The organism is Streptomyces viridosporus (assembly GCF_002078235.1).
GTDB classification, from domain to species: Bacteria; Actinomycetota; Actinomycetes; order Streptomycetales; family Streptomycetaceae; genus Streptomyces; species Streptomyces viridosporus.
Map to the genome: position 1 here is coordinate 1 of NZ_MSGP01000225.1, position 8,165 is coordinate 8,165.

Annotated in this window: 7 protein-coding genes; 6 read left to right on the top strand and 1 reads right to left on the bottom strand. The window is 72.3% G+C overall.

Annotated features, from left to right (window positions below; translation table 11 throughout):
- The 5 genes from ispG to B7L92_RS16830 all read left to right on the top strand — a co-directional run.
- On the top strand, positions 1-919 hold a 919-nt coding region (gene ispG / locus B7L92_RS16810; protein ID WP_081238413.1), incomplete at its 5' end, for a flavodoxin-dependent (E)-4-hydroxy-3-methylbut-2-enyl-diphosphate synthase.
- Between the two features lie 44 nt (positions 920-963).
- The gene (gene dxs / locus B7L92_RS16815; protein WP_081238414.1) at positions 964-2,877 is read left to right on the top strand and encodes a 1-deoxy-D-xylulose-5-phosphate synthase; all 1,914 of its coding nucleotides are present in this window, start codon (positions 964-966) and stop codon (positions 2,875-2,877) included.
- Positions 2,874-4,289: an aspartate aminotransferase family protein gene (locus B7L92_RS16820; protein WP_081238415.1), complete on the top strand. Its 1,416-nt coding sequence runs from the start codon at positions 2,874-2,876 to the stop codon at positions 4,287-4,289. Before dxs ends, B7L92_RS16820 begins: the two co-directional genes overlap by 4 nt.
- Before the next feature lie 73 nt (positions 4,290-4,362).
- Positions 4,363-4,977 (top strand): helix-turn-helix domain-containing protein, encoded by a 615-nt coding sequence (locus B7L92_RS16825; protein WP_081238419.1) that lies wholly within the window; start codon positions 4,363-4,365, stop codon positions 4,975-4,977.
- The gene (locus B7L92_RS16830) at positions 4,974-5,105 is read left to right on the top strand and encodes a DUF6126 family protein (protein WP_081238416.1); all 132 of its coding nucleotides are present in this window, start codon (positions 4,974-4,976) and stop codon (positions 5,103-5,105) included. Before B7L92_RS16825 ends, B7L92_RS16830 begins: the two co-directional genes overlap by 4 nt.
- A 12-nt stretch (positions 5,106-5,117) precedes the next feature.
- On the opposite strand, the gene B7L92_RS16835 is transcribed toward B7L92_RS16830, so the two are convergent.
- The gene (locus B7L92_RS16835; RefSeq protein WP_081238417.1) at positions 5,118-5,915 is read right to left on the bottom strand and encodes a tyrosine-protein phosphatase; all 798 of its coding nucleotides are present in this window, start codon (positions 5,913-5,915) and stop codon (positions 5,118-5,120) included.
- Positions 5,916-6,041: 126 nt separating this feature from the next.
- Here B7L92_RS16835 and B7L92_RS16840 point away from each other — a divergent pair, with 126 nt between their 5' ends.
- The gene (locus tag B7L92_RS16840; protein ID WP_438363999.1) at positions 6,042-8,105 is read left to right on the top strand and encodes an alpha-galactosidase; all 2,064 of its coding nucleotides are present in this window, start codon (positions 6,042-6,044) and stop codon (positions 8,103-8,105) included.
- Positions 8,106-8,165 lie beyond the last annotated feature (60 nt).

The following is an 8,165-nucleotide window of genomic DNA, read 5'->3' on the forward strand; positions in this document are numbered from 1 at the left end:
CGCGCTGGCGGTGATCGCGCGCAAGTCGCAGATCCCGGTGATCGCGGACATCCACTTCCAGCCGAAGTACGTGTTCGCGGCGATCGAGGCGGGCTGCGCGGCGGTGCGGGTGAACCCGGGCAACATCAAGAAGTTCGACGACCAGGTGCGGGAGATCGCCCGGGCGGCCGGGGAGCGCGGCACGCCGATCCGCATCGGGGTCAACGCCGGGTCGCTGGACCGGCGGCTGCTGCAGAAGTACGGCCGGGCCACGCCGGAGGCGCTGGTGGAGTCCGCGCTGTGGGAGGCGTCGCTGTTCGAGGAGCACGGTTTCCGGGACCTGAAGATCTCGGTCAAGCACAACGACCCGGTGGTGATGATCGAGGCGTACCGGCAGCTGGCCGAGCGGTGCGACTACCCGCTGCACCTGGGCGTGACCGAGGCGGGCCCGGCCTTCCAGGGCACGGTCAAGTCGGCCGTGGCCTTCGGCGCGCTGCTGTCCGAGGGCATCGGGGACACCATCCGGGTGTCGCTGTCGGCGCCGCCGGTGGAGGAGATCAAGGTCGGCATCCAGATCCTGGAGTCGCTGAACCTGCGGCAGCGGGGTCTGGAGATCGTCTCGTGTCCGTCCTGCGGGCGGGCGCAGGTGGACGTCTACAGGCTGGCGGAGGAGGTCACCGCGGGGCTGACCGGGATGGACGTGCCGCTGCGGGTGGCGGTGATGGGGTGTGTGGTGAACGGCCCGGGCGAGGCCCGGGAGGCCGATCTGGGGGTGGCCTCCGGCAACGGCAAGGGGCAGATCTTCGTGAAGGGCGAGGTGATCAAGACCGTGCCCGAGTCGAGGATCGTCGAGACGCTGATCGAGGAGGCGATGAAGATCGCCGAGCAGATGGAGAAGGACGGCGTGGCGTCGGGGGAACCGGCCGTCACCGTGAGCTGAACGGACCACGAGCCGAACGGCACGGAACCGAAGGGGGCCCGAGCGTGACGATCCTGGAGAGCATCCGGCAACCACAGGACCTGAAGGCGCTGTCCGAGGCGGAACTCGGCGAACTGACCCATGAGATCAGAGAGTTCCTGGTGCACGCGGTCGCCAGGACCGGCGGTCATCTCGGACCCAACCTGGGGGTGGTGGAACTCACCGTCGCCCTGCACCGGGTCTTCGAGTCGCCGACCGACCGCATCCTGTGGGACACCGGCCACCAGAGCTATGTCCACAAGCTGCTGACCGGCCGTCAGGACTTCTCCAAGCTGCGCGGCAAGGGCGGCCTGTCCGGCTACCCCTCGCGCGAGGAGTCCGAGCACGACGTCATCGAGAACAGCCACGCCTCCACGGCGCTCGGCTGGGCCGACGGGCTCGCCAAGGCCCGCCGGGTGCAGGGGGAGAAGGGCCATGTCGTCGCGGTGGTCGGCGACGGCGCGCTGACCGGCGGCATGGCCTGGGAGGCGCTGAACAACATCGCCGACGCCAAGGACCGCCCGCTGATCATCGTCGTCAACGACAACGAGCGCTCCTACGCGCCCACCATCGGCGGCCTCGCCAACCACCTCGCGGCCCTGCGCACCACCGACGGCTACGAACGCGTGCTGGCCTGGGGCAAGGACGTACTGCAGCGCACCCCCGTGGTCGGCCCCACCGTCTACGAGGCCCTGCATGGCGCGAAGAAGGGCTTCAAGGACGCGTTCGCCCCGCAGGGCCTCTTCGAGGACCTGGGCCTGAAGTACGTCGGCCCCATCGACGGCCACGACATCAAGGCCGTGGAGTCCGCGCTGCGCCGCGCCAAGCGCTTCCACGGCCCCGTCCTGGTCCACTGCCTCACCGAGAAGGGCCGGGGCTACGAACCGGCCCTCGCCCACGAGGAGGACCACTTCCACACCGTCGGCGTCATGGATCCGCTCACCTGCGCGCCGCTCGCGCCGTCCGGCGGAGCGTCCTGGACCTCGGTGTTCGGCGAGGAGATCGTCCGGATCGGGGAGGAGCGCGAGGACGTGGTGGCGATAACCGCCGCCATGCTGCATCCGGTCGGCCTGGGCGCCTTCGCCGAGCGGTTCCCGGACCGGGTGTGGGACGTCGGCATCGCCGAGCAGCACGCGGCCGTGTCCGCGGCGGGCCTGGCGACCGGCGGGCTGCACCCGGTCGTCGCCGTCTACGCGACCTTCCTCAACCGCGCCTTCGACCAGGTGCTGATGGACGTGGCGCTGCACCGCTGCGGGGTCACCTTCGTACTGGACCGGGCCGGCGTCACCGGCGTCGACGGTCCTTCGCACAACGGCATGTGGGACCTCTCCGTCCTCCAGGTCGTCCCCGGCCTGCGCATCGCCGCGCCCCGCGACGCCGACCAGTTGCGCGCCCAGCTGCGCGAGGCGGTCGCCGTCGACGACGCGCCGACCCTGCTGCGGTTCCCGAAGGAGTCCGCCGGACCGGCGATCCCGGCGCTCGACCGGGTCGGCGGCCTGGACGTGCTGCACCGCGCCGACGCTCCCCAGGTGCTGCTGGTCGCCGTCGGCGTCATGGCCTCCGTCTGCCTCCAGGCCGCCGAACTGCTCGAGGCGCGCGGCATCGGATGCACCGTGGTCGACCCCCGCTGGGTCAAACCCGTCGACCCGGCCCTGCCCCGACTGGCCGCCCGGCACCGCCTGGTGGCCGTCGTCGAGGACAACAGCCGGGCGGCCGGCGTCGGTTCGGCGGTGGCGCTGGCGCTGGGGGACGCCGAGGTCGACGTGCCCGTGCGGCGGTTCGGCATCCCGGAGCAGTTCCTCGCGCACGCCAAGCGCGGCGAGGTGCTCGCCGACATCGGCCTGACCCCCGTCGAGGTCGCCGGACGGATCAGCGCGAGCCTCGCCGTGGGGGCCGAAGCCCCGAAACAGTCACCGGACCCACAGGAGCACCAGGCATGACCACCGCCAAGTCCGCGTCGGAGCCGTCGCGGACGGAGAGTTTCGACCTCGGCGCGCTGCTGGCCGAGCGCGGAGCCGAGCGCTACGAGCTGCACACCCAGTACCTCAACCACCAGCTCCCGCGCATGCTGCGCACCATCGGCTTCGACAAGGTCTACGAGCGTGCCGAGGGCGCTTACTTCTGGGACGCGGACGGCAACGACTACCTGGACATGCTCGCCGGGTTCGGGGTGATGGGCCTGGGCCGGCACCACCCCGTGGTCCGCAGGGCGCTGCACGACGTCCTGGACGCCTCCCTCGCCGACCTCACCCGCTTCGACTGCCAGCCGCTGCCCGGGCTGCTGGCCGAGAGACTGCTCGCGCACAGCCCCCACCTGGACCGGGTCTTCTTCGGCAACAGCGGTACGGAGGCGGTCGAGGGCGCGCTGAAGTTCGCCCGGTACGCGACCGGCAGGCCGCGCGTCCTGTACTGCGAGCACGCCTTCCACGGCCTGACCACCGGCTCCCTGTCCGTCAACGGCGAGTCCGGCTTCCGGGACGGGTTCGCCCCGCTGCTGCCCGACACGGCCGTACCGCTCGGTGACCTCGACGCGCTGGAGCGGGAGCTGCGGAAGGGGGACGTCGCCGCGCTGATCGTCGAGCCGATCCAGGGCAAGGGCGTCCACGAGGCCCCGCCCGGCTACCTGCGCGCCGCGCAGGAGCTGCTGCACCGGCACAAGGCGCTGCTGATCGCCGACGAGGTGCAGACCGGTCTGGGGCGGACCGGTGCCTTCTACGCCCACCAGCACGAGGAGGGGGTCGAGCCGGACCTGGTGTGCGTGGCCAAGGCGCTCTCCGGGGGGTACGTTCCGGTGGGCGCCACGCTCGGCCGGGACTGGATCTTCCGGAAGGTCTACTCGTCGATGGACCGGGTGCTGGTCCACTCGGCCAGCTTCGGGGCCAACGCCCAGGCGATGGCGGCGGGCCTCGCGGTGCTGTCGGTCATGGAGGACGAGCGGATCGTCGCGAACGCCCGGAGCACCGGGGAACTGCTCAGGACCCGGCTGGCCGCGCTGACCGAGAAGTACGAGCTGCTCGCCGGCGTCCGGGGCCGGGGCCTGATGATCGGCATCGAGTTCGGCCGGCCCCGGTCGCTGAAGCTGCGCGGCCGCTGGGCCATGCTCCAGGCCGCCCGCAAGGGGCTCTTCGCGCAGATGGTGGTCGTACCGCTGCTGCAACGGCACCGGATCCTCACCCAGGTCTCCGGCGACCACATGGAGGTGATCAAACTGATCCCGCCGCTGATCATCGGCGAGCGGGAGGTGGACCGGTTCGTGGACGCCTTCACCGCGGTGATGGACGACGCGCACGACGGCGGCCTGGTGTGGGAGTTCGGCAGGACGCTGGTGAAGCAGGCGGTCGCCCACCGCTAGGACCGGTCCGGCGGCGCTTGCCTCTCAGGCAAGAAAATTGCCTCAGGGGTAAATGTCCGGCTGAATGGAGGGCATGAGCCCCTCCGTGACGGAGCCGCCGGCCGGCGAGCTCCCCGTGGTCGCGCCGCAACTGCGCGCCCTGCGGCGGCGGGCCTCCCTGACGCTGGAGGCCGCCGCCCGCGACGCGGGTCTGTCGCCCGCGCACCTCTCCCGGCTGGAGACCGGGCAGCGCCAGCCCTCGCTCCCGATGCTGCTCTCCCTCGCCCGGACCTACGGTACGACGGTCTCCGAACTGCTCGGCGAGGCGGCGCCCGGCCGGGACGCCGTGGTGCGCGCCACCGACATGGAGCCCACGGCCGCGGGCGGTTGGACGTACTGGCAGGCCGGCGCCCCCGGGCGCGGCATGCAGGCCCTGCGGGTGCGCGTGCCGCACGGCTCCCAGGGCGACATCGTGCGCGTCCACCCCGGCGAGGAGTGGCTGTACGTCCTCAAGGGGCGGCTGCGGCTGCGCCTCGGGGACAGCCTGCACCGGCTCGGCCCGGGCGACAGCGCGCACTTCGACTCGCTGACCCCGCACCGCATCGCCGCCGTCGATCCCGACGGGGTCGATCTCCTGTTCGTCCACACCCTGCTGCAGAGTCCCACGGCCACGCTGTGCCTGGGCCCGACCCACGGAGAAGAGCCATGAACGCCAAGAGGAAACTGGAGGAGAAATTCCCCCGCGCCCTGTGGGTGAGGCTCTTCGTCTACGTCGTGGTGTGCCACGGTCTCGGGGCCTTCCTCTACATGCTGTTCAAGGTCGGCGCGCAGCAGTAGCGGGCGCCGGGCTCAGTCGAGCAGGCGCTCGCGCAGCCGCTCCCGGACTCCGGGGGTGATCCCGAGCGCCGTCTCGAGGTAGGGGTCCACACCGCCCCAGGTCTCCTCGACGGTCTCCAGCGCGGCCGACAGGTACTCCGCGCGCGCGTCGAACAGCGGGCTGAGCAGCTCCATGACCTCGGGGGAGTAGGCCGAGGCGGAGCTGCTGCTGCGGCGCACCTTGTAGCGCCGGTGGGTGGCGTTGGACTTCAGGTAGTCGTCGAAGATCGCGTCCCGCTCCACGCCCAGCGCGAGCAGCGTCACCGCCACCGACAGGCCCGCCCGGTCCTTGCCCGCCGCGCAGTGCATCAGCACGGGGACGCTGTCCTCGGCGAGGGCGTGCAGCACCCGGGAGTGCTCGGCGGTGCGCTGCCGGATGGTCGTGCGGTAGGAGGCGATCATCCGGTGCGCGCCCTTGCCGTCCGCGAGGATCGAGCGCAGCTGGTCCAGGTCGCCGTCGCGCACCATCCTCCAGAACTCCGCGCCGTCGGCCGGGTCGCTCAGCGGCAGGTTCACATTGCGCACGCCCGGCAGCTCGACGTCCGGCCCCTCCAGCTTCTGGTCGGCCGCGTTGCGGAAGTCGAAGATCGTGTGCAGCCCCAGGGAGGACAGGAAAGCGGTGTCCTCCTCGGTCGCGTGGGCGAGATGGCCACTGCGGAACAGCACCCCGTGCCGCACCCGCCGGCCGTCCGCGGTCGGCAGTCCGCCCACGTCGCGGAAGTTGCGCACGCCGGCCAGCTCGGGCTCGGTCGACGGGACCTGCTGCGTCACGTAGGGCTCCTCCCACTCGGCGCCGCCGGCGAGGCTCGTCGACGGGCGTCCCCCGACGATACGACACGGCCGCCCGGGCCGATGAGGTGTCCACGGGCATTGCCGGTGGCCCCGGCGACCTCGATGATGTCGGTATCCGGTCGTGTCCGTGCGAGTCCGTGGGGGGAAGCGGTGCCGGAGGTGTCGCAGGACGGTCGTACGTGGCTCCTGTCGGGGCCGACGAGCAGCTACGCGGTCCACCTGACGGACCGCGACGAGCTGGTGCACCTGCACTGGGGCCCGCGGATCGCGCTCGCCGACGCCCGGGCCCTGGCCCGGCGCCCGCTGCCGGACTACCGGCCGTTCGAGTCCCCGCTGGACGGACGCGAGGAGTACCCCGTCGAGGGCGGCCCCCGTTTCGTCCGCCCCGCCCTGTCCGTGCGCACGCGCGAGCGGCGCGGCACCGAGTGGGCCTTCGCGGGCCACGAGAGCGACGACGGCGAGCTCCGGCTCCGCTTCCGCGACGGCGGGCTGACCGTGACCCTGCACTACCGGATGCGCGACGACGTGATCGAGCGCTGGGTGACCTTCGACAACCGGGGGCCGGCCGTCGAGGTGCTGCGCGCCGACTCCGCCGCCTGGACCCTGCCCGACCGCGCGCACTGGCGGCTGTCCCGGCTGCACGGCCGCTGGGCGGCGGAGTCCCGGCTGATCCGCTCCCCGCTCGACCACGGCGAGGTGGTCGTCGGCAGCCGCCGCGGCCACACCGGACACCAGCACCTGCCGTGGGTCGCGCTCGACACCGACGCCACCGAGGAGCGCGGCGAGGTCTACGGCTGCGCCCTCGGCTGGTCGGGCTCCTGGCGGATCGCGGTCGCCCGGCTCCCCGACGCACGCGTGCAGATCACCGGCGGCGCGGGGCACGACGACTCGGGCCTGCTGATGCTGGGCACGGGCGAGACCCACGTCACCCCGGTCTTCGCCGCCCTGTGGAGCGACGGCGGCTTCGGCGGCGCCAGCCGCGCCTGGCACGCCTACCAGCGGGCGCACGTGATCCCGGACCCGGACCGGGACCGGCCCGTGCTGTTCAACTCCTGGGAGGCCACCGGGTTCGACATCTCCGAGGAGCAGCAGCGGGCGCTCGCGGCACGGGCCGCCGCGATGGGCGTCGAGCTGTTCGTGGTCGACGACGGCTGGTTCGGGGCCCGTACGGGCGACCGGGCCGGACTCGGCGACTGGACGCCCAACCCCGACCGCTTCCCCGGCGGTCTGAAACCGCTCGCCGACCATGTGCACGGGCTGGGCATGCGGTTCGGCATCTGGGTCGAGCCGGAGATGGTCAACCCGGACAGCGACCTGTACCGCGCCCACCCGGACTGGGTGCAGTTCCAGCCCGGGCGCACCCGTACGGAGTTCCGCAACCAGCTCGTCCTCAACCTCGCCCGCACCGACGTGCAGGAGTACCTCTGGGAACAGCTCGACGAGCTGCTCGCCGGCGCCCCGATCGACTACGTGAAGTGGGACTTCAACCGCTGCTTCACCGACGCGGGCTGGCCCGGCGACCCGTATCCGCAGCGGCTGTGGACCGAGCACGTGCACGCCCTGTACGCCCTGCTGGACCGGCTGCGGGCGGCCCACCCGGGCGTGGCCTTCGAGTCCTGCTCGGGCGGCGGCGGGCGGATCGACCTCGGCATCCTCCGCCGCGTCGACCAGGTGTGGACCTCGGACAACACCGACCCGCTCGACCGGCTCGCGATCCAGCACGGCTTCAGCCAGATCCACCCGGCGCGGGTCATGGCCGCCTGGGTCACCGACAGCCCGAACACCATGCTGAACGGGCGGACCAGCTCCCTGCGCCTCCGGTTCGTCAGCGCCATGGCCGGGGTGCTGGGGATCGGCGGCGACCTCATGCGCTGGAGCGAGGAGGAACGGGCCGAGGCGCGGGAGTGGATCGCGCTCTACAAGGAGATCCGGCCCGTCGTCCAGCGCGGCGACCTGTACCGGCTGCGCGCCCCGGAGGGCGGGCTGAGCGCGGTGCAGTACGTCCTCGGTGACGAGACCGTCGTCCTCGCCTGCCTCCAGGCGCAGCACTACGGGGAGCCCGTCCCCGCGCTCCGGCTGCGGAGTCNNCACCACGGTCTGCGCACCGGTCTGCGCGGCGACCTGGACGCCGCGGTGTTCCGGCTGCACCGCCTGGAATCAGGCTATTAGGGTGGTATGCTCGATCCGCCCGTTTGGTCACAACGTGCCCCAATGTAAGGGAGGGTGGGG